General features: G+C 65.8%; 19 protein-coding genes and 1 pseudogene. 6 read left to right on the top strand and 14 right to left on the bottom strand.

Annotated features, from left to right (window positions below):
• Positions 1 to 229: 229 nt before the first annotated feature.
• From mgtA to AC1DFE_RS08745, 7 genes and pseudogenes are all read right to left on the bottom strand, one after another.
• Positions 230 to 2980 (bottom strand): magnesium-translocating P-type ATPase, encoded by a 2751-nt coding sequence (gene mgtA, locus AC1DFE_RS08775; protein ID WP_476905506.1) that lies wholly within the window; start codon positions 2978 to 2980, stop codon positions 230 to 232.
• A gap of 255 nt (positions 2981 to 3235) precedes the next feature.
• Positions 3236 to 3676, bottom strand: a pseudogene (locus AC1DFE_RS08770) (molybdopterin-dependent oxidoreductase).
• 22 nt (positions 3677 to 3698) lie between these two features.
• Entirely contained in the window at positions 3699 to 4361 is a 663-nt protein-coding gene (locus AC1DFE_RS08765; RefSeq protein WP_476905505.1) for a hypothetical protein, read from the bottom strand.
• A gap of 777 nt (positions 4362 to 5138) precedes the next feature.
• Positions 5139 to 6137 (bottom strand): transposase, encoded by a 999-nt coding sequence (locus AC1DFE_RS08760; RefSeq protein WP_476905504.1) that lies wholly within the window; start codon positions 6135 to 6137, stop codon positions 5139 to 5141.
• On the bottom strand, positions 6094 to 6378 hold the full coding sequence (locus AC1DFE_RS08755; RefSeq protein WP_476905503.1) for an IS110 family transposase: 285 nt from the start codon (positions 6376 to 6378) through the stop codon (positions 6094 to 6096). The genes AC1DFE_RS08760 and AC1DFE_RS08755 overlap by 44 nt, the downstream gene beginning before the upstream one ends.
• Before the next feature lie 319 nt (positions 6379 to 6697).
• On the bottom strand, positions 6698 to 7177 hold the full coding sequence (locus tag AC1DFE_RS08750; RefSeq protein WP_476905502.1) for a hypothetical protein: 480 nt from the start codon (positions 7175 to 7177) through the stop codon (positions 6698 to 6700).
• A gap of 163 nt (positions 7178 to 7340) precedes the next feature.
• On the bottom strand, positions 7341 to 7577 hold the full coding sequence (locus AC1DFE_RS08745; RefSeq protein WP_476905501.1) for a site-specific integrase: 237 nt from the start codon (positions 7575 to 7577) through the stop codon (positions 7341 to 7343).
• Positions 7578 to 7774: 197 nt separating this feature from the next.
• Between AC1DFE_RS08745 and AC1DFE_RS08740 the strand changes: the two genes are divergently transcribed.
• Together AC1DFE_RS08740 and AC1DFE_RS08735 are read left to right on the top strand one after the other, a co-directional pair.
• Entirely contained in the window at positions 7775 to 8104 is a 330-nt protein-coding gene (locus AC1DFE_RS08740; protein WP_476905583.1) for a pyridoxamine 5'-phosphate oxidase family protein, read from the top strand.
• A 48-nt stretch (positions 8105 to 8152) separates the two neighbouring features.
• Entirely contained in the window at positions 8153 to 8635 is a 483-nt protein-coding gene (locus tag AC1DFE_RS08735; protein WP_476905500.1) for a pyridoxamine 5'-phosphate oxidase family protein, read from the top strand.
• Positions 8636 to 8647: 12 nt separating this feature from the next.
• Here AC1DFE_RS08735 and AC1DFE_RS08730 read toward each other — a convergent pair whose 3' ends face one another.
• Genes AC1DFE_RS08730 through AC1DFE_RS08720 form a run of 3 tightly spaced genes read right to left on the bottom strand, consistent with a single transcriptional unit; the run spans position 8648 to position 12010 of the window.
• Positions 8648 to 9499: a transglutaminase family protein gene (locus AC1DFE_RS08730; RefSeq protein ID WP_476905499.1), complete on the bottom strand. Its 852-nt coding sequence runs from the start codon at positions 9497 to 9499 to the stop codon at positions 8648 to 8650.
• Positions 9496 to 10422: an alpha-E domain-containing protein gene (locus AC1DFE_RS08725; RefSeq protein ID WP_476905498.1), complete on the bottom strand. Its 927-nt coding sequence runs from the start codon at positions 10420 to 10422 to the stop codon at positions 9496 to 9498. Before AC1DFE_RS08725 ends, AC1DFE_RS08730 begins: the two co-directional genes overlap by 4 nt.
• Positions 10415 to 12010, bottom strand: a complete 1596-nt coding sequence (locus tag AC1DFE_RS08720; protein WP_476905582.1) for a circularly permuted type 2 ATP-grasp protein — start codon at positions 12008 to 12010, stop codon at positions 10415 to 10417. Before AC1DFE_RS08720 ends, AC1DFE_RS08725 begins: the two co-directional genes overlap by 8 nt.
• A gap of 156 nt (positions 12011 to 12166) precedes the next feature.
• Here AC1DFE_RS08720 and AC1DFE_RS08715 point away from each other — a divergent pair, with 156 nt between their 5' ends.
• Positions 12167 to 13192 carry a YeiH family protein gene (locus tag AC1DFE_RS08715; protein WP_476905581.1) on the top strand — a complete coding sequence of 342 codons (1026 nt, stop codon included), beginning with the start codon at positions 12167 to 12169 and terminating at the stop codon, positions 13190 to 13192.
• Between the two features lie 39 nt (positions 13193 to 13231).
• On the top strand, positions 13232 to 15883 hold the full coding sequence (pepN, locus tag AC1DFE_RS08710) for an aminopeptidase N (RefSeq protein ID WP_476905497.1): 2652 nt from the start codon (positions 13232 to 13234) through the stop codon (positions 15881 to 15883).
• Between the two features lie 10 nt (positions 15884 to 15893).
• On the opposite strand, the gene AC1DFE_RS08705 is transcribed toward pepN, so the two are convergent.
• From AC1DFE_RS08705 to AC1DFE_RS08695, 3 genes are all read right to left on the bottom strand, one after another.
• The gene (locus tag AC1DFE_RS08705) at positions 15894 to 16988 is read right to left on the bottom strand and encodes a lipoate--protein ligase family protein (RefSeq protein WP_476905496.1); all 1095 of its coding nucleotides are present in this window, start codon (positions 16986 to 16988) and stop codon (positions 15894 to 15896) included.
• Between the two features lie 82 nt (positions 16989 to 17070).
• Positions 17071 to 17328 (bottom strand): type B 50S ribosomal protein L31, encoded by a 258-nt coding sequence (locus AC1DFE_RS08700; RefSeq protein WP_003802336.1) that lies wholly within the window; start codon positions 17326 to 17328, stop codon positions 17071 to 17073.
• 157 nt (positions 17329 to 17485) lie between these two features.
• Entirely contained in the window at positions 17486 to 17929 is a 444-nt protein-coding gene (locus AC1DFE_RS08695) for a TetR/AcrR family transcriptional regulator C-terminal domain-containing protein (protein ID WP_476905495.1), read from the bottom strand.
• A 2-nt stretch (positions 17930 to 17931) separates the two neighbouring features.
• On the opposite strand from AC1DFE_RS08695, the gene AC1DFE_RS08690 reads away from it, so the two are divergent.
• Both AC1DFE_RS08690 and AC1DFE_RS08685 read left to right on the top strand, forming a co-directional pair.
• Positions 17932 to 18081, top strand: a complete 150-nt coding sequence (locus AC1DFE_RS08690) for a hypothetical protein (RefSeq protein ID WP_476905494.1) — start codon at positions 17932 to 17934, stop codon at positions 18079 to 18081.
• Entirely contained in the window at positions 18059 to 18700 is a 642-nt protein-coding gene (locus AC1DFE_RS08685; RefSeq protein ID WP_476905493.1) for a DUF2306 domain-containing protein, read from the top strand. The genes AC1DFE_RS08690 and AC1DFE_RS08685 overlap by 23 nt, the downstream gene beginning before the upstream one ends.
• 9 nt (positions 18701 to 18709) lie before the next feature.
• On the opposite strand, the gene AC1DFE_RS08680 is transcribed toward AC1DFE_RS08685, so the two are convergent.
• The gene (locus tag AC1DFE_RS08680) at positions 18710 to 19519 is read right to left on the bottom strand and encodes a TrmH family RNA methyltransferase (RefSeq protein ID WP_476905492.1); all 810 of its coding nucleotides are present in this window, start codon (positions 19517 to 19519) and stop codon (positions 18710 to 18712) included.
• Positions 19520 to 19521 lie beyond the last annotated feature (2 nt).

Here is a 19521-nt window from a genome sequence, read left to right as displayed (position 1 = left end):
ATCTTCGGCTCCGATTTCGTTGCAGACGCGGCGTTCCCCGATTCGGACGGGTAGCCGAACCAGTTGATGTAGGACTCCATCCAGGCCAACCTCCCGCCGCACCCATCCACTGATGGATCCAACACTGAACGCGCTACCATAAACGACCGTCACAAGGTGAGGCCAAATGTAACCGGGGGTTGGCGAGAGTAGGACGCTGAATTGGGCGCCCGGACTACCGCCAAGTGCTTTAGGCATCGTGCACGGTCCTCGGTTTCCGTTTGCGGCCCCGGCGCACCAACCGTCCGGATACGGGCACCGCCCCCGGTACAGGCACCACCCCCGGTACCGGCCCAATCGCCGCAACCGGTGCACTGAAGCGGGAGGCGCGCCGGGAGATGTGGTGGCTATCCGGGCGACGGCGGACGGGGGCCGCCGGCCCTGGTGGTTGCTGTGCCGCACGGGAGAAGAACCAATGCTTGGCGACTTCCACCAGGACCATGTAGATAAGCACCATCCCCAGTAGTGCCAGGAAGAACGGCACCGGCAACGGATCGAAGCCCAGCAGGCCCGCCAGCGGCGACAACGGCAGACAGATTCCCGCGGCCACCACGCCCAAGGATGCACTCAACAGGCCGGCCGACGGAAGGCTTCGCAGGAACGGGACGCGCCTGGTCCTGATGGCGAAGATGATGAGGGTCTGAGTGGCGATGGATTCGATGAACCAGCCGGCCCGGAACTCCCCCGGAGCGGCGCTGAAGACGAACAGCATGAGGGCGAAGGTTGCAAAGTCGAAGATGGAGCTGATCGGCCCGAAGAGGAACATGAAGCGCCGGATGAATGCGATGTTCCAGTGCGAGGGCGCCAGCAATTGTTCTTTGTCTACACGGTCGCCCGGGATGGCCAGTTGGCCACTGTCGTAGAGCAGGTTGTTGAGCAGGATCTGGCCCGGCAGCATGGGCAAGAAGCTCAGCGCCACCGACGCCGTGGCGGCACTGAACATGTTGCCGAAGTTGCTGGACGTTCCCATCAGCACGTATTTGACGGTGTTGGCGAAGATCCGCCGGCCTTCCATTACACCCTCAGCCAAGACGCCCAGATCTTTGTCCATCAGCACCACATCGGCCGCGTCCTTGGCGACGTCGGTGGCGCTGTCCACCGAGATTCCGATGTCCGCCTTGTGCAGAGCCAGGGCGTCGTTGACGCCGTCGCCCATGAAACCCACCGCCCCGCCGCTTAGGCGGAGCAGGGTGATGATCCGGGCCTTCTGCTCGGGCGAGACGCGGGCAAAGATGGTCGCTTCCCTGGCGGTGGCGGCCAGTTCGGTATCGGACAGGGCATCCACGTCCGCGCCGGTGAGGGTTCCACCGGAGATCACTCCGAGCCCGGAGCACACTTTTTCGGCGACCCTGGCGTTATCCCCGGTGGCGATTTTGACGGAAATACCCAGCACTGCCAGCTGTTCCAAGGATCCTTTCGCGTTTGCCTTGGGCCGGTCGAGGAAGACGAGGAATCCGGCCAGGACGAGGTTCTTTTCGTCGTCGGGCGTGATGTTGCCCAGCCCGGAGGCTGGGCCGGTGGCCACCGCGACGACGCGCGATCCGGCGTCGAACTGCTCGTCCAACATGGCCTGCACGGCCGGCGACGTCGGCCCGCAGAGAGCGAGGACGTCCTCGGGGGCACCCTTGGTGACCAGACGTGCCGGGCCGCCGGCTTCCCGCACGAGCACGCTGGTCCGCCGGCGCTGGTGGTCGAAGTCGATCAGGTCCAGGCGCTCAAAGCGGGCGGGATCGAAGGCCGCTGCCTTGGGGCTGTCCCAGAGGGCCGCGTCCAGCGGATTTTGCCCTGCAGTGGACAGTTTGGCCTCGGTATAGTCGGTTTCCGTGGCCAGCAGACCCAAGGTGAGGAGTCCGACGTCGGACACTTCAGGTGAGGCGGGCAGCGCGCCGGTGAAGCTGATCCGCCCCTCGGTGAGGGTGCCGGTTTTGTCGGTGACCAGGATGTCCATGTCGCCCAGGTCCTCGATGCAGACCAGTCGCTTGACCAGGACTTTCCGTCTGGCGAGCTGGCGGGTGCCGGTGGCCAGGCTGGTGCTGACGACGGCGGGCAGCAGCTGCGGCGTGATGCCGACGGCGATCGCCAGGGAGAACAGCAACGATTCGATCAGCGGACGGTGCAGCAGCAGGTTCGCTATGAAGATTAGCGTCGTAAGCCCGATGGCGACCTGCAGTAGCAGGAACGAGAACTGCTTCAGCCCGAGCTGGAATTCGGTTTGTGGTTGCCGTTCTCCCAAGCCCAGCGCGATCCGGCCGAACTCGGCGCGGCCGCCCGTGGCCACCACCATGCCGGTGCAGCCGCCGGACTGGATGACGGTTCCCATTAATACGCACGATGCCAGGTCGCCCAACGCCGATCCGGGTGCCACCGGGGCTGGATCCTTGCCGGCCGGCAGCGATTCCCCCGTCAGGATGCTTTCGTCGCAGAGCAGGTTCTTGGTGCTGAGGAGGCGGATGTCCGCCGGGATGATGGCGCCGATGCTCAAATGCACGACGTCGCCCGGCACCAGGGCGGCGACGTCCACATCCTGCGTGGTTCCGTCGCGAAGCACGACGGCGCGGTGGGTGACCCGGGAGTGCAGGGCTTCGGAGGCCCGTTCAGCGCGGAACTCGTTGGTGAAGCCCAAGCCCACGCTGACCAGGAGGATCACACCGATGACGATCGAATTCGTGGCATCGCCCAGGAACAGGGACAGCCCTGCCGTGATGATCAGCAGGATAAGGATGGGGCTTGCGAACTGCCGGCCCAGCACCGCCCAACCGTTGGCCCGGTGCGTCCGCACGGCGTTCGGGCCAAGCTCAGCAAGGCGAGCCGCGGCTTCTTCGTTTGTCAGCCCTGCCGGGCTGGAGCCGAGTTGTTTTTGGACTTCCTCCGGCGGAAGGGAGGCGGCGTCCGTGATCGACAGGTGCATGGAGTGCCGCTCCTGGACGTTGAGATCTGACATGCCTTGTCCGTTCCGATTCGGCGACCTTGGGAAGTCGCCTTGGGATAAGGGTACGGCTTGGGGCTGGGCGGTTCGCTAGGAATTCGGGTCAGCGGAACATCGGAGCAGGATCGAAGGATAAGGTCGATCAGTGTGTCTTCCACCGTGGTGCGGGAGGCGTCGCGGTGGCGGTTGTAGGTGGCGGGCAACGCCCTTGGTGGCAGGCACGAGGGACAAATCGCTCACCAAGGCGCAGGAGGAGCGGATCAGACCGGGTCAGATGGACTGACGGTAGCCGAAGAACTCGTGGTCGTTGTTGTACCCGCCCAGCCCGCCTCCGATGCCGGCGAAGCTTTCGACGAACTCGATGGCTTGGATCCACTTGACCATTTTAAATCCGAGTTCGACTTCGTTGCGGAGGCGCAGCGGTGCACCATGGCCGAACGAGAGAGGTGCGCCGTTCATGTCGTACGCGAGCATCGTGAGGTGGTAGCTCATCTGCTCGATAGCGTGGGCGTCGTAGTACAGTCCGCCCTCGGACCCGCTGGCAAACGAGTAGAAGATCACCCATTTGGCTTCGGGCTTCGGGCGGACGGTATCCAGGATCGTCTGCATGGAGACGCCGCCCCATTTGGCTACGGCGGATCAGCCTTGGTTGCAGAAATGCTGCGTGATCTGCTCATGGTTAGGAAGTGCTCGGAGTTGTTGGAGGGACAATTCGACCGGGTTCTCGACGAGGTCACTTACAGCGAGCTTGTAATCGACGAAGCCTCTCCCACCGCAGCGGAACCAACCTCATCCATTGGCCGGTGGTGAACAGAAGGACGTAGAAGATGACACCGTTCGCCAGCCAGAGCCTGTCGATGCCCAGATGCCACCAGCGCGCCAGACCGATCGAATGCCGCCGACCCGGCAGGCCGACGCCGTTGGGCAGCGTGATGGAGTCCTGCTTCGCGGTGTAGAGCGGTGTAGCCGGCACTGGCGTCTGCACCCGGAACCAGTCCTTGCCCGGCGTCGCGTGGCGAGTCCAGTAGAGCCGTGGATGGTCCGCGATAATCGTCACTCCAGACCGGATGATGAAGATCATGAAGAACATGTTCAGGAAGTGCTGCCAGCCGACCCACGCGGGAAATCCAACCGGAGCATCCGGCGGCGGCTGTGACTCGCCGGGATAACGCTCCATGAAAGCCTGAATCGAAGGCAGGTCACGGATGCCTTGGGCGATCGCCACGCCGAGGATCAGCAGCAGCAGCCCGATCGGGACCAGCCAGAGAAGGTTGAACCATTTGTTCTGTCCGATTCTGATCCGTGGCGCCACCCCGTATTGCGGTTGGACTCCTCCAGCCCAATGCTCGTCGACTGCCGAATACCGGGTGGCGTCGAGCTCGCTGCGGAAGCTCATCCTTGCCTCTGCCCCGAAATCGGGACCTGCAGGGGGTGGTTCATTCGAAGGTTCACCCATACACCGAAGGCTTGCGACTGTTGCTGGACGAATGGAGCGGCTACTGTCGGTGGCCGGAGTGGCGCTTAGATTTCCTCGTCCCCCTTAACGTTCGGTTTATTGGGCCGGCCGCGATTCTGAACTTATAGTGGCTGCTGGACGTCGTATACGCCGCCGCCCCACGATGACGAGTCACACTCAGGGGGAACGGATACGAGCCCAAAGCCGCCCCCCAGCCCGACCTCCGTGTCGAAAGCCAAGCGCTTGCCGGACAACCCCACGACAGCTTTGCGGTCTTCGGATAGGCGTGTCCCAGCGGGCCAGCGTAGAAGTATCGGGTGCGACCTCGACCCATTCGAACCTCCCAGACCGACGCAGCCGTCTGCTTGGGCGATGAGGACTCCGGAGTACTGGGCGAGCATGGCGTCATCTCCATTGCGCCAGCTCGTGACAATAAGGTGAGCAGCGACTGGAGAAGGTGATGCCGGTGCGGGTCCACCACCTGCCTCCTGGGAACATGCGGTCATACTAAGGCACAGCGCCAACGCCGTACCGCCTGCGACTGCATGGGCAAGATAGCATTTTCGTAGTATCACTTGCGATCTCCTAACTCCTGCGCCTCACCGAGGGACCAACTTTGCCCCCACCGGAACGATTACATCGTCGTTCCTCCGTGACTGAGAATGGTAGAAGCTGTTTGCAACGTATGCAGTCGGCAAGGGATCAGATAAGGGCGTGTCAAGACGCGGAAGCAACCTTTCGCAGATCAGCGGTTCTCTCGTTCAGCCATTGCCGGTAGGCCGTTGCGAGGGCGTCGTTGCGGAGGAGTCCGCGTTCCAGGAGGGAGATTTTGGAGGGCCATTGGCCGAGTTCGTGGGCTGCGGTTGTGATGGTGCAACCGAGCGTGGTGCGGATTTGGCGGAGGTCGGAGTTGTCGGGTGCTGCCTGGGGGTTGGTGATCTGACGGTAGATCTCCCGCGCTGCGTAGCGTTTGAGGCAGCGCATGATCTCCCGTTTGCTCTTGCCCTCCGCGGTGCGTTTTGCCACGTAGTCCTTGGTCCTTTGGCACGATGCCATCCGGACCAGGACCACTTGATAGAGGGCGTGATTGGCGTTGCGGTCCCCACCTTCGCTGAGCCGGTGGCGGGTTGTCTTGCCTGATGATGCCGGCACCGGGGCGACCCCGACGAGTGAAGCGAACTGGGCTTCGTTTCCCAACCGGTCCGGGTTGTCCCCGACGGTGACCAGCAGCTGGCTGGCCACGTCCGTGCCGACGCCGGGCAGGTCGCAAAGCATCGGGGCGCAGGCGTCGATGATGTCCTTGAGCGCTGCGTCTGCGGCGGCGATCTCTGCGGCTAGGGACTGGCAGCGCGTGGCGAGGGCTTTCAGCGTCAGGAGGGTCACGTACTCCGGGTCGGCTGTGTGTCCCGAAGGTCTCGTGCGCTGCAAGGCAGTGATCAGAGTGGATGTGGCCATTGCCCGGTATTTCGCCGGGAGTTTGTCCGGGGCTGAAACGAGGAGGCCCTTGATCTGGTTGATGGCCGCGGTGCGGGCTTTCAGCGCGGAGGCACGCCCGGCGCGCAGGATCCGCAGGCATTCAACGGGCCCGTCCTTGGCTTTCGGGATCGATGTCGTCCGGCCGTCGAGTACCGATCTTGCGGCTTCGTAGGCGTCCAGCGGATCGGACTTTCCCTTAAGCCGGCGTGCGGCCCGGTTCGGGCGGTTCACTTCCAGCACGGTCAGGCCTTCGCCTCGGAGGGTTCTGGTGTTCGGCGCCGTAGGACCCTGTTCCTTCGACACCGACGGCGGTGACGGTGCCGTAGCTGGTGATGAAGTCCACGATTTTCCGGTATCCGGATCCCACGGCCAGGAATTCCCTGTCCGCGAGGGGTTTGCCGTGTTCGTTGATCACGGCCACATGGTGTGTGTCAGCGTGGGTGTCGATACCCGCGATGACTTTGATTGATTCGTTTGCCAAGATTGAAATTGCCCCTCAGCCGCGTCGAATGCTGATTGATCGGGCGCGGGCCAGGTGGGCAGACAAAAGGGTAATGGGACTGGTCGAATCAGGCTCCTATAAAGTCATGTCCGCCTGGCTCGACACCCTCTGACGGACCTTGAGCCGGCTGACAGATCGTCGGAAAGACAGTGCCGCCAGGCACGTCAGTTTTTGGCTGGGCCACGCCGGCTCAAGGACTTTTCCAGTATTACCGTTTCCGGAAGCAGCCCGTTCGCGATCGCATCCGATAGCTCGAGCGCCGTCGCCATAACCAGCTGCCGCACCAGGGGCAGGCAGCCTACCGGTGCCAGCCCCGCGCGGAGTCATAACTGCACTCCAGTGCACCCGTTCCAGGGGCAAGGCCGCCGCCGGACGGGAAGTAGATGGCGCCGAAATCCGCCCTTTCGGCCTCGATCCGCCTCTGGGCCCATGTCTGGGCGGCTTCCAGATCCTCCTCGGGGATGGGTTCCCGTGTGCGGCGGCCCTCGCGGAAATGGATGTCCAGCTGATACTCCCCCGGCTGGGACGTCGCGGGGTGATGGCTCGGATCCTGCTCATCGCGCCTGCTGATGAGGACCTGGGCAGAGGCATGCAGGATAGAGGACTCGCTGGCCGGATTGCCGTGCTCCTGCTGTTTCATCCGCAGGCCCGAGACGACGCTTTCTACCGTGTCTTCCGTCGTAACGACGTACGCAGAACCGCTGACGTCAGCCTCTGAGCCGCCGACGCTGTTCAGATGCTGTCCGAAGTGTTCGGAGCTGGACTGACTGGAATTCATGCGCCCTCCTTGAAGGATCTCGCGGCGGGTGCCGTCCGTCCACCCTAAACCCACAGGGCAGCGTCCGGACCGGTGTGCGGGTATATATTTCCCGGCAGGTCCAGCCTGACTGCCGGTTCCGGACAGGAGGGGTGCTGGCGAGATCATGGAGGTGGACGGCCCTTCAGGCGTTACAGGCAAAATTGTCTCCGACGGCCCAGGCCCCATTGATCACCGTCATGAAGTCCCGAACGTCGTCCCTTGTCACGCGGTTCCAATCGCGGCCTGCGGTCCAGAGAAAGCGGAACCACCGGAGTAGGTCTCTGGCATAGGACTCAACGCTGGCGGGGCTCATCCCCCGCGCCCAGAAGTCCTGCAGATAGCGCTCTACGCTCGGTATAGGATCGTCGGCACGGCCCACTACTTCCCAACATCAGGGCCCTGTCCCAGTCCGTACCGAGCGCAGTAAACAGGTCCTCGGATTACGTAAAGGTCCTGTCAGCGCTCTGCGGTGGAAGTCATAGAAAGCGCTGATTACGGACAGGTTGTGATTGATCGTCCGGGGCAAATAGGCGTCGCCTACATAGGGTTTGCCGGAGACTCGGTCTCGCCCGGACTCTGCACCGCAGCATCGTCTTCCGCACCGCCGCAGGCACAAAGCTCTGGCAATCCAGCAAGGACACGCCCGCGGCGTTTGAGATCGACGGCTACGATGCGGATAGCCAGGAGGCGTGGAGCGTCGTGGCGCGCGGCACCACGGTCCTGGTGGACAGCACTACCGAGCATGCCGCGGCCGACGCACTGGGCCTGGAGGCCTGGGCGCCGGACGAAAAATCCCATTACGTCCGCCTGTCACCGCAGGTGCTGACCGGCCGCCGCTTCAAGGTGGCTGCTCCGCACATCTGGTCAACCCGGCTCGAGGACCGGCGCAGGGCGTCGTTCGAGTAGCCAGCCCCGCTCTGGCAGGTCAGCCAGCGCCGGCGTAGGCTCTGGTGCATGGCAGCTGACGCGTCGCCCGGCCCCGCCCAGGAGCCGGTGGAACATCTGGAATCCCGGCAGTGCTGGGACCTGCTGAGACAGGTTTCGGTGGGCCGCCTCGCCGTGTGGGTGGACGACCATCCGGACATCTTCCCGCTCAATTACACCGTGGACCACGGAACGCTGGTGTTCCGGACCGGCACCGGAACCAAGCTCGGCGGCGCGCTCGGCGAGGCCCCGGTGGCGCTTGAGGCCGACGGCGTGGACGCCGTTTCGGGACTGGCCTGGAGCGTGGTGGTCAAAGGCAAGGCCGCGGCCATCACCGGCACCGAGGAGGTGCTCGATTCCGCGTCGCTTTACCTCTTCCCGTGGCAGGCGGGGCAGAAGGACCATTTCATCCGCGTCACGCCGGACTCGATCACCGGCAGGCGGTTCAAGGTCACCGCGCCGCTCACCTGGTGGACCCAGCTCAGCGGCGCGGCAAAGTCCTCACCGGAATAAAACGCTGCAGGCCTAGGCCAGGCGGGTGATCTCCACGCTCACGCTCAGGTTCGAGCCGCCGCCGCCGGAGAGGATGCCCTTCAGCGGCGGCACGTCCCGGTAGTCGCGGCCGCGCGCCACCGTCACGTGGAAGTCGCCGGCCGGCTTGTGGTTGGTCGGGTCCCAGCTGCGCCATTCACCGTCCCACCATTCCAGCCACGCGTGGGACTGGCCTGCCACCGTCTCGCCGATGTCCGCCGTAGACCGGGGGTGAAGGTAGCCGGAGACGTACCGGGCCGGGATGCCGCAGCTGCGCAGGGCGCCGATGGCGAGGTGGGCCAGGTCCTGGCACACGCCCTGGCGCTGAGTCCAGGCCTCCTCGGCGTTGGTGGTCACGCCGGTGGAGCCCTTCATGTAGGTCATTTCGCCGCGCATCCAGGCGAAGATGGCCATGGCGGCCTCGTGCGGGTTCTTGCCCTCGACCACGCCGGGGACGATGGCCAGGACCTCCTCCCCCGGGCCGGTCAGCTGTGACTGCGGGACCCAGTCGCTGAACTGGTTGAGTGTCTCCGGGGAGGCGAGGTCCTCCCAGCCCAAAATGTCCGCCTCCGACGGCACACGCACGGCCCGGTGGACCTCCACCGTGGTTGTGGCGAGGACTTCGAGGTGCTCGTGCGGCATCTGCATGTCGAACGCCGTGACCCGCGTGCCCCAGTAGTCGCGGTAGTTGCTGACCGCCGCCTGCGACGGGGTGACCTTCATCGACGACTCCAGCACCACCTGTTGCGGATCCGTCAGCGGCGTCATCCGGGCCTCGTTGTAGGACAGCGTGACGCGCCGCTTGTACTTGTAGCCGGTCTTGTGAACGATGCTCAGCCGGGTCATGAAACTTCTCCCACCCAGGCCAGTTCATCCGCCTGATTGAAGTACTTACGGGAAATGGCGTCGGAGGCCTGCGAAACGGCCTTCTGCACACGCTCCATGTGCTCGGGCAGTTCGGACATGAGGTCGTCCGTGCGGTGGAACTCCAGGAAGGTGCGTGCCTGGCCCACGATCCGCCGGGCATCGTTGATGAAGCCGACGCGCTGGGCCGAGGGGTCCAGCTTGGCGAGGCAGTCGTCGGCGTCGCGCAGGGCGTAGACAATGGAGCGCGGAAACAGCCGGTCCAGCAGCAGGAACTCGGCCGCGTGCTGGTCGCCGAAGGCGGCGCGGCGGGTCCGCAGGAAGGATTCGTAGGCGCCTGCACACCGGAGCATGTTCACCCAGGACATGCCCGCGGAGAGGACATCACGTGTGGAAAGCATCCGGGCCGTCATGTCCGCCCGCTCCAGGGACCGACCCAGCGCGAGGAAGAGCCAGCTGTCATCGTGGCTGACCGTAGTGTCGGCCAGGCCGCTGACCATGGCGGTGCGCTCGAGCACCCAATGGCAGAAACGGTAGGTGCCCACCACGTCCTTGCGGTGCTGGTTCAGCCCGTAGTAGGTGGTGTTCAGGCTCTCCCACAGCCCCGAGGACACCGTTTCGCGTGCCCTGCGGGCGTTCTCGCGGGCGGCACCGAGGGATCCGGCGATCGAGGTGGCGCTCTGCTTGTCGTAGGCGAGGGCGTGGAGCAGCTCCTCCAGCCCGAAGTCGTCGCTTTGCGGACGCGCGCCCATGACCCCCAGCAGCTCACGGGCAACGCTGCGCCGCTCGTCCGTGGGCAGGTGGTTCAGGCGCTCGAGGTGGACGTCGAGGATGCGCGCGGTGCCGTCCGCCCGTTCGACGTAGCGGCCGATCCAAAACAGGGACTCGGCAATTCGGCTAAGCATTCGCGGTTACCTCCTGCGCGTCAGAAATCTGCTGCTGCTGCTGCTCCGCCTGGCGGTCGCGCCAGTTGCTTTCGACCGGCCACACCGAGACCCGCTCGCGGACGGTAACGGACTGCCTGGGCAGCCGTTCCACGGGAACCTGCGGGGAATCCGCCAGCACCCACGTGTCCTTGGAACCGCCGCCCTGGCTGGAATTCACGATCAGTGACCCTTCCTTCAGGGCGACGCGGGTGAGCCCGCCGGGCAGCACCCAGACGTCGTCGCCGTCGTTCACCGCGAACGGCCGGAGATCGACGTGCCGTGGGCCGAACTTGTCGCCGCTGAGCGTGGGCACAGTGGACAGCTGCAGCACCGGCTGCGCGATCCAGCCGCGGGGGTCCGCGATGATGCGCTTGCGCAGCGCATCGAGCTCTTCCTTTGAAGCATCCGGGCCGATCACCAGGCCCTTGCCGCCGGAGCCGTCCACGGGCTTGACCACGAGTTCGTCCAGCCGGTCCAGGACGTGCTCGCGGGCTTCCCGCTCCTCCAGCCGGAAGGTGTCCACGTTGGCGATCACCGGTTCCTCGCCGAGGTAGTAACGGATAAGGTCCGGGACGTAGCTGTAGACGAGCTTGTCGTCCGCGACGCCGTTGCCCACCGCGTTGGCGATGGTGACGCCACCGGCGCGGGCGGCGTTGACCAGGCCGGGGCAGCCGAGCATGGAGTCGGACCGGAACTGCAGGGGGTCGAGGAAGTCGTCGTCGATGCGCTTGTAGATGACGTCCACGCGCTGCTCGCCGGCGGTGGTGCGCATGTACACCCGGTTGCCGCGGCAGATGAGGTCACGGCCCTCCACGAGTTCAACGCCCATCAGGCCAGCCAGGAGGGTGTGCTCGAAGTAGGCGCTGTTGAAGACGCCGGGGGTCAGCACCACCACCGTGGGATCGTCCACACCCGACGGAGCGGTCTTACGCAGGGCGGAGAGCAGCCGGCGCGGGTACTCCTCCACCGGGCGGATGAGCTGCTGGCCGAACGCCTCCGGGAGGCCCTTGGCCATCGCCCGGCGGTTTTCCAGCACGTAGCTGACGCCGGAGGGCACGCGGACATTGTCCTCCAGGACCCTGAACGTTCCGGCGCCGTCCCGCACCACGTCGATGCCGGAAATGTGCACCCGGACCCCGCCGGCCGGCTCAAAGCCGTGTACGGCGCGGTGGAAGTGCGCGCTGGTGGTGATCAGCTGCCGCGGGATCACGCCGTCGGACACCACGGTCATCTTGTCGTAGACATCATTCAAAAATGCCTCGAGCGCGCGCACGCGCTGGGCAACGCCGCGTTCCAGCACGTCCCATTCGTCGGCGGGGATGACGCGCGGCACGATGTCCAGCGGAAACGGGCGCTCCTCCCCGGCGAAGTCAAAGGTCACGCCGCGGTCCAGGAAGGTGCGGGCCATGGAATCCGCCCGGGCGCTGACGTCTGCCAGGGACAGCTTCCGGAGGGCGCCCGCTACCTGGCCATACGACTGGCGTGCCTTTTGCCCAGGGGCAAACATCTCGTCGTAGGCGCCGGTGCGGCCGGCAGCCTCGGAGTAATCCTGGAATAGGTCAGACATGGTCATTAGCCAACCACCTTTTTGTTGCGAATTCATTTCCGTCCCGCCCTGGCGTGTTGGCGGGACCCTCGGTTGGTCTTTGGCGGTGCTGTCCGGCAAGGTTGGGACGTGCCAGACTTCCGACTCCCGCCAGCGCTGCTGCTGCAGTTGCGCGGGATGACGCATCAGAACCTTACCCGGATTCTGCCCGGCCTGCTGACCGCCGTCGTCGCCCTGGCCTTCGCGTTCGCAATCCATGCCGCCGTGCCCGCGCTGCCGGCCATGACGCTGGCCGTGGTGCTGGGCCTGCTGGCAGCCAACCTTCCGGGCACGGCAGTGTGGACTGCCGGCCGTGCCCGGCCGGGGCTGGACTTCGCCGGCAAGCATCTGATGCGCGGAGGCATCGTGCTCCTCGGGTTAAAGGTGAGTATCTCGGACGTGCTGGGCCTCGGCTGGCTGGCCCTGCTGCTCATCGCGGCGGTGGTGGTGGCCAGCTTCGCCGGCACCTACGGGATCTCCCGGCTGTTCCGGCTGCCGGCCGACACGGCGTTGCTGATCGCCACCGGGTTTTCCATCTGTGGCGCATCGGCGATCGGGGCGATGGCCGCGGTGCGGCGGATCAGCCACCGGGACACTGTCCTGCCGGTGGCGCTCGTGACGCTGTGCGGGACGCTGGCCATCGGCGTGCTCCCACTGCTGGCCCACCCGCTGCAACTGAGTGCCGAGGCGTTCGGCGCGTGGACGGGGGCCTCGGTCCACGACGTCGGGCAGGTGGTGGCCACGGCGCAAACTGCAGGTCCGGTGGCACTGGCCCTCGCCGTCGTCGTCAAACTCACCCGGGTGATCCTGCTGGCGCCGATGGTGGCCTTGGCAGGGGCAGAACAGAGAATCCGGCACCGCCGGGAGGCAGGCGGCCGGTCCGGCGCATTGCCCACGGGCAGTCCGCCGGTTGTGCCGCTGTTCGTCGTCGGATTCATCGTCATGGTGGCGCTGCGCTCCAGCGGCTGGCTCTCCGCCGGCTGGCTGGAGGCGGCGGCCGGCCTGCAGGACGTGCTGCTGGGCGCTGCCCTGTTCGGCCTCGGTTCGGCGGTGCGTATCCGCACCCTGCTGCACACCGGAGCGCGCGCCGTGCTGGCCGCCCTCGTGGCGTGGCTGCTGATCGCAGTTCTCGGGCTGGCCGCCGCGCTGCTCATGGTGCAATAGCTGCCCACTGTTCCATGGCCCTCATGATTCAATAGCTTGGTGTCGAATCAGAACCTCCAGCGGAACGAAGCGGCAGAGCGGTCCGCCCTGATCACCACCCACAGTTACCATGTCTCGCTCGACGTCCGCAGCGCACCGGATCCGGACACGGCGGGGTACACCAGCCGCAGCACCATCGCCTTCTCTGCCGCGCGGCCCGGAGCCTCCACCTTCCTGGACTTCATCGCCGGCGAGGTGCACAGCGTGGTCCTGAACGGCGTCGAGCTGCCGGTCCCCGACGTGGTGGACGGCGCACGGATCCGGCTGGACAACCTGCAGGGTGAGAACAAGGTGACGGTCACCGGAACTGCCCTCTACAGCAGCTCCGGCGAGGGCATGCACCGGTTCTTTGACCCGGCCGACGGCCAGTGCTACCTGTACACCCAGTACGAGCCGGCCGATGCCCGCCGGGTGTTCGCGAACTTCGAACAGCCCGACCTCAAGGCCCGGTTCACCTTCTCCGTCACCGCCCCGGCCGGCTGGGAGGTGGCCTCCAACGGCGCAGGGGCAGCACGGCTGCCTCTGGCGGAGGACGACGCCGCGGCCCGCTGGGACTTCGAACCCACCCTGCCCATGTCCACCTACATCACCTCGGTGCTGGCCGGTCCCTATTTCAAGGCCGAGGACCACTGGAGCAGGACGGACGACGGCGGGACCCGCCTTGACGTGCCGCTGGCACTCTACTGCCGGGCATCGCTGGCGCCCGCGTTCGACGCCGCCGAGCTGTTCAGGCTCACCAAACAGGGACTGGACTTCTTCAACCAGCTGTTTGACTACCGTTATCCGTGGGGCAAGTACGACCAGGCCTTCGTGCCCGAATACAACCTGGGCGCGATGGAGAACCCCGGCCTGGTCACCTTCACGGAAAACTACGTGTTCACCTCGCGGGCCGCCGACTCCCAGTACCAGGGCCGCGCCAACACCCTGCTGCACGAGATGGCGCACATGTGGTTCGGCGACCTTGTGACCATGCAGTGGTGGGACGACCTGTGGCTGAAGGAATCCTTCGCGGACTACATGGGCACCCTCGGCGTGGACCGCGCCACCGACTGGGACACCGCCTGGGTCAACTTCGCGAACAACCGGAAGGCCTGGGCCTACGTCCAGGACCAGCTGCCCACCACCCACCCGATCGTCGCCGACATCCCGGACCTCGAGGCAGCCAAGCAGAACTTCGACGGCATCACCTATGCGAAGGGCGCGTCCGTCCTGAAGCAGCTCGTGGCGTACGTCGGCTTCGATGCCTTCGTCGCCGGCTCCCGGCGGTACTTCCGAGACCACGAGTACGGCAACACCACGCTGGCGGACCTGCTCGGAGCCCTGGCCAGTTCTTCGGGACGCGACCTCACCACGTGGGCCCGGCAGTGGCTTCAGACGTCCGGCATCTCAACACTGAGCGCCGAACTGGAGACGGCTGAAGCGGCTGACGGCACGGCCATCCTCGAGCGGGTCGCGCTGCTGCAGGACGCCACCGACCCTGCCACCGGCCGCCAGGAGCCACGCCCGCACCGGCTGCGGATCGGGCTTTACAACTTCGACGCCGCTGGCAGGCTGGTCCGGACTGATTCCGTGGAGACCGACCTGGCCGGCGCCGCTGAGGCAATCACGGCCCTGTCCGGGAAGGCCCGGCCAGCCCTGCTCCTGGTCAATGACGACGACCTGAGTTACGCCAAGGTCCGGCTGGATCCGGTCTCCGAGGCCACCGCCCGCGCCTCACTGGACCGGATCAGCGACCCCATGGCCCGCGCCCTCTGCTGGTCCGCGCTGTGGAATTCGGCCCGGGACGGCATCGCGCCGGCTTCAGAGTATGTGGACGCTGTTCTCCGGTTTGCTGCCGCCGAGTCCGGGATCGGCGTTCTGCTGAATATCCTGGGCAACGCCACCATGGCCGTTGAACAGTACGTGCCGGCCAGGGAACGCGAAGCCCTGCGGAAGTCCTTTGCCGAGGGCGCGGCACGGGAGTTGTACGCGGCGGAGCCCGGTTCCGACCAGCAGCTTGCCTGGGCCAGGACGCTCGCCACGGTCAGCCGGACCGAGGGCAGCCGGGCCGGACTTCTGCGCGGGCTGCTGGACGGCAGCGAGAGGGTGCCGGGACTGGCCGTGGACGCGGAACTCCGCTGGAGCCTGTGGCACGCGCTGGCGGCGCGGGGGCTCGCCACGGAGCAGGAGCTCGACGCCGAACTGGCCAGGGACACCACGGCCTCCGGGCGGGCAGGCCATGCCACGGCGCTGGCGGCCCGGCCTGACGCGGCCGTCAAGGCGGCGGCCTGGGACGCCGCGGTCCGCGGGGCAGAGCTCTCCAACCAGCTGCTCAGCGCGACCATCGCAGGGTTCAACACCGCCTCCGAAGAACTCCTGGACCCGTTTGTGGAGCCCTACTACGAGTCGCTGGAAAAGGTGTGGGCTGAGCGGAGCATCGAAATCGCCAGCCGGATCGTCCGCGGACTCTACCCGTCCGTCCGGGACCTGGACCCGGCCGGAGATCCGGAGGACCATCCCGTGGTGGCCCGCACCGACCGCTGGCTCGCAGAGCACCCGGACGCCCCGCGTGCCCTGCGCCGGATCATCATAGAACAGCGGAGCCACCTGCACCGCTCGCTGACCGCCCAGTCACTATCGGTGACAACCCCTGGTGCTCCGCTGGCGCCCTAAAGATGGGGTTTTACGGAACCCGGTGCAGCCACGCGTCCTTGCCGAACTTTGATGCGACACGTTCGCGGGCGGTCTCCAGCTCCTGCGCCGTGATCTCCGACGGCGTGGCTCCGTAGCGCTCCGCGAACGCCTCCATCATGGCCGCCACGATCTCCGCCCGGGCCAGGCCTGTCTGGCGGCGCAGCGGGTCCACACGTTTTTTTGCGCTGGTGGTTCCCTTGTCCGAGAGCTTCTCCTTGCCGATGCGGAGCACGTCCACCATCTTGTCGGCGTCGATGTCGTAGCTCATGGTCACGTGGTGGAGCATCCCGCCGTTGGCCAGCCGCTTCTGGGCCGCCCCGCCGATCTTGCCCTGGCCGGTGGCGATGTCGTTGAGCGGGACGTAGAAGGCATAGATGCCGAGCTTCTTCAGGGCGGCCATGACCCACGCATCGAGGAAAGCGTAGGAGTCGGCGAAGCTGATGCCGTCCACGAGTGTCTGTGGCAGGTAGAGCGAGTAGGTGATGCAGTTGCCGGCCTCCATGAACATCGCTCCCCCGCCGCTGATGCGCCGGACCACGGTGATGCCGTGCCGGGACACGCCGTCGGGATGTACCTCATTGCGGTAGGACTGGAAGCTGCCGATCACCACCGACGGTTCCTCCCAGTCCCAGAAGCGGATGGTGGGGTTGCGGCGGCCGGCGCCGACCTCCTCGGTGAGCACCTCGTCCAGCGCCACGTTCAGATGGGTGGGCAGCACGCTGGGCGCAATGACGTTCCAGTGGTGGTCCGTCCATGCGGTGGCCTTGGCCAGGGCCCTGCGGACGGCGATGGCCACGGCGTCGGCCGAAAACCCGAACAGCACGGCGTCCTCCGGGAGGGAGGCCTCCACGGCGGCGGCGATGTCGGCCGCCGTAGAACTTTCCGGCAGTCCTCCCAAGGCGGCGTTGATGGCCAGGAGGGCCTCATCCGGTTCGAGGAAGAAGTCGCCGCTGAGGGAAACGTCCGTGAAGGCGCCGTCCACGACGTCGAGGTCCACCACCACGAGCTTGCCGCCCGGGACCTTGTACTCACCGTGCAGCCCCGGGGCCGCCCCTCCCCTTGCAGTTATTGGCGTGGCAGTCATGCCTTCCATCCTGCCCCACAAACGCGAAAAGCCCGCACCGTTGCCGGTGCGGGCTTTCCAAAGAACCTTGGGGAGAAGTGAATTACTTCTTGCCGCCGAAGCCCTTGAAGCGAGCGTTGAAGCGCTCGACACGGCCAGCGGAGTCCATGATGCGCTGCTTGCCCGTGTAGAACGGGTGGGACTCGGAGGAGATTTCGACGTCAATGACCGGGTAGGTGTTGCCGTCTTCCCACTCGATGGTCTTCGAGGAAGACACGGTGGAGCGGGTCAGGAACTTCGTGCCGGAGGCCAGGTCGTTGAAAACAACAGCTTCGTACTTCGGGTGGATATCAGACTTCATAATGGGACCTTTTGTTCACGCAGCTGGATTTTGCCAGTTGCCAGGTATGAATGGGATGGCTTTCATCGCGTTCTGGCCAGCCAAGGGCCAGCGAAAAACACAGTGGAACCAGCTATCTATCATAGCGGACTGTGGAGGAAAGTAACGAACCGGGAGGCTACTGGGCTCGTTCCAGTTTGGCGCGCCGGGAACTCCAGCCCTCTTCGTGCAGCCGCTCAAAGCCCTCGAGGAGGAGATCGAGGGCAAACTTGAACTCGAACTGGTCGTCGCAGCCGTGTCCGACCACCGAGCCTTCGTCATGTGCAGACGACGTGGCTATGGCAAGGATGTGCGGATAGCGCTCGGCCATCTGCCGGAGCATCGCGGCTTGCGCCTCGGAGGCTAGCTGCGCCTGCGCATCGGCGTTCTGGCTGGTTGGGCTTGCTGACTCGTCGAACAGCTCCTGCGTGAATCCCCACATGCGCCCACCGAGGGCATGCATGACGTGGTGCGCCAGATCGGCCGAGAATCCCCCGGCCAGGAAAATGCCCGTGAAGGAGTCCATGTAGTCCAGGACTGCAGGGGTCTTTGCGGTGCGGGCTTCGATCACCTGGGTGCCCATGGATGCCGCTGGAGCCGCTGGCGCGCGGAAAGAACGCGCAGCCGAACGGCAGCCTTCCAGTGCGTGTCGGGGGCCGGAGGGTCGATCTCGCCGACAATCACCTCGACGATGCCGTCGAGGAGTTCCTCTTTGTTCGCGACGTGCTTGTTTAGGGCCTCGCTGATCTTCGTCAGCCTTATCCCGGTGATCTTCGGATCGCTTCGCCTTGGCGAGCTCGGAGGCGGAGGGCCGGTAACGCCGGCAAATGCACGGTTCTTCGACTCCCCCCTGCCTGTGCTGATCCATATTCCTGCAGCCATCCTGTACAGCCTCCTCGGAGCGTTCCAGTTCGTGCCTGCACTTCGCCGGGGCGGGCGGGGCAAGTCCAGCTGGCACCGGCTGGCGGGCGGTATCCTCATTCCCGCAGGCTTGCTCGTTGCCCTGTCAGGTCTGTGGATGGCGGCCTTCTATGACCTTCCGGAAGGCGACGGCGAAGCGCTCTTCATTCTGCGGCTGGTGTTCGGCTCGGCCCTGCTGGTGAGCATCGTCCTGGGTGTGCTGGCGATCCGTCAGCGGGACTTCGTCCGGCACGGGACATCGATGGCACGCGGCTACGCCATCGGCATCGCAGCAGGAACCCAGGCGCTCGTTTCCATCCCCTGGATGCTTCTGGTCGGGCAGCCGGACGAATCGACCCGGGCCGTGCTCATGGGCAGTGCATGGGTCATCAACCTTGCGGTGGCCGAGTACTTCATCCGCCGGCGTGCGCGGCTAAGCGAAGCTTCCCGATAGAGGCTCCCGTCAGGCCCGCGGCCGCAGCTCCCAGAAAGCGACAGCTGACGCCGCCGCCACGTTGAGCGAGTCCACGCCGGCTCGCACCGGGATCTTCACGGCGAGGTCGACGGCGGCAAGCGTCTCCGCGCTCATGCCGGCACCTTCCGTACCCAGCACCAGGGCGAGCCGGTCCAGGTTGCGGGCGGCGAGCTCGTCCAGGTCCACGGCGTCGTCGGTGAGCTCCATGGCCGCCACCGTGAAGCCCTGCTCCTTGAGCAGGGTGAGGTCCTGAGGCCAGGTGTCAAGCCTGGCCCACGGCACCTGGAATACGGTGCCCATGCTGACGCGGACGCTGCGGCGGTACAGCGGATCGCCGCAGCGCGGCGACACCAGGACCGCGTCGATGTCGAGCGCTGCTGCGGACCGGAAGATGGCCCCCACGTTGGTGTGGTCGACGATGTCCTCCAGCACTGCCACGCGACGGGCGCCTGCCAGGAGTTCCGGCAGCGGGACCGGTGCCGGGCGGTGCATGGCTGCCATGGCGCCCCGGTGCAGGTGGAACCCGGTGATTTCCTCCAGCAGGCCGGTGCTGCCGATGTATGCCGGAACGTCAGGGTACTGCTCGAAGATGTCCGCGAGGTCCGCAACCCATTTCTCGGCGAGGAAGAAGGACCGGGGCCGGTGGCCGGCGGCGAGGGCGCGCCGGAGGACACGCGAGGATTCGGCGATGTACATGCCCTCCGCGGGTTCGCGGAGTTTCCGAAGGTGGACGTCCGTTAGCTGGGTGTAGTCGGCGACGCGCGGGTCCGCGGCCGATTCGAGATAGTGGAAAGTCACCG

This window comes from Arthrobacter sp. 05T423 (assembly GCF_056396245.1).
This window is presented reverse-complemented; position numbering and strand designations above follow the sequence as displayed.

What these genes read in the sequence shown, in the direction of transcription:
- AC1DFE_RS08765 (WP_476905505.1), bottom strand. Translation starts at nt 4,361, where the DNA reads ATGAGCTTCCGCAGCGAGCTCGACGCCACCCGGTATTCGGCAGTCGAC.
- AC1DFE_RS08715 (WP_476905581.1), top strand. Translation starts at nt 12,167, where the DNA reads ATGACGCATCAGAACCTTACCCGGATTCTGCCCGGCCTGCTGACCGCC.
- AC1DFE_RS08750 (WP_476905502.1), bottom strand. Translation starts at nt 7,177, where the DNA reads ATGAATTCCAGTCAGTCCAGCTCCGAACACTTCGGACAGCATCTGAAC.
- AC1DFE_RS08690 (WP_476905494.1), top strand. Translation starts at nt 17,932, where the DNA reads ATGCCGCTGGAGCCGCTGGCGCGCGGAAAGAACGCGCAGCCGAACGGC.
- AC1DFE_RS08705 (WP_476905496.1), bottom strand. Translation starts at nt 16,988, where the DNA reads ATGACTGCCACGCCAATAACTGCAAGGGGAGGGGCGGCCCCGGGGCTG.
- AC1DFE_RS08730 (WP_476905499.1), bottom strand. Translation starts at nt 9,499, where the DNA reads ATGACCCGGCTGAGCATCGTTCACAAGACCGGCTACAAGTACAAGCGG.
- AC1DFE_RS08700 (WP_003802336.1), bottom strand. Translation starts at nt 17,328, where the DNA reads ATGAAGTCTGATATCCACCCGAAGTACGAAGCTGTTGTTTTCAACGAC.
- AC1DFE_RS08735 (WP_476905500.1), top strand. Translation starts at nt 8,153, where the DNA reads ATGGCAGCTGACGCGTCGCCCGGCCCCGCCCAGGAGCCGGTGGAACAT.
- mgtA (WP_476905506.1), bottom strand. Translation starts at nt 2,980, where the DNA reads ATGTCAGATCTCAACGTCCAGGAGCGGCACTCCATGCACCTGTCGATC.
- AC1DFE_RS08695 (WP_476905495.1), bottom strand. Translation starts at nt 17,929, where the DNA reads ATGGGCACCCAGGTGATCGAAGCCCGCACCGCAAAGACCCCTGCAGTC.
- AC1DFE_RS08725 (WP_476905498.1), bottom strand. Translation starts at nt 10,422, where the DNA reads ATGCTTAGCCGAATTGCCGAGTCCCTGTTTTGGATCGGCCGCTACGTC.
- AC1DFE_RS08720 (WP_476905582.1), bottom strand. Translation starts at nt 12,010, where the DNA reads ATGTCTGACCTATTCCAGGATTACTCCGAGGCTGCCGGCCGCACCGGC.